Genomic DNA, 395 nt, shown 5'->3' on the forward strand with positions numbered 1-395 from the left:
GCCGCCGGCCGACGACGGCGCGCGGAAGGCGGGCGGCAGCCGCGCTCCGCACGCCATCTACAATCTCGGCAACAGCCGGAGCGTCGAGCTCGACCGCTTCATCGCCGCGATCGAGGCCGCGTGCGGGCGAAAGGCCGTGCGCAACCTGCTGCCGATGCAGCCCGGCGACGTGCGCGACACCTATGCCGACATCGGCGCGACCGAGCGCGACCTCGGCTACCGGCCGGTGACGACGATCGAGGAGGGCGTGCCCGCCTTCGTCAGCTGGTTCCGCGGCTATACGGGCCTGTGACGGCGCTCAGCCGGGCAGGCGGGCGAGGGGCATGGTGAGGCAGTGCACGCCGCCGCCGCAGCGGGTGAACTGGTCGATCTCCACCGGCACCACCATATAGCCG

The 395-nt window shown here is 72.7% G+C and carries 1 pseudogene; it reads left to right on the top strand.

What is annotated here, in order from left to right:
* Positions 1–292, top strand: a pseudogene (locus AC2JF9_RS10185) (capsular biosynthesis protein CpsI); the annotation flags it as partial.
* Positions 293–395: the final 103 nt, after the last annotated feature.

It is taken from the genome of Lactobacillus sp. C449L, from assembly GCF_059900815.1.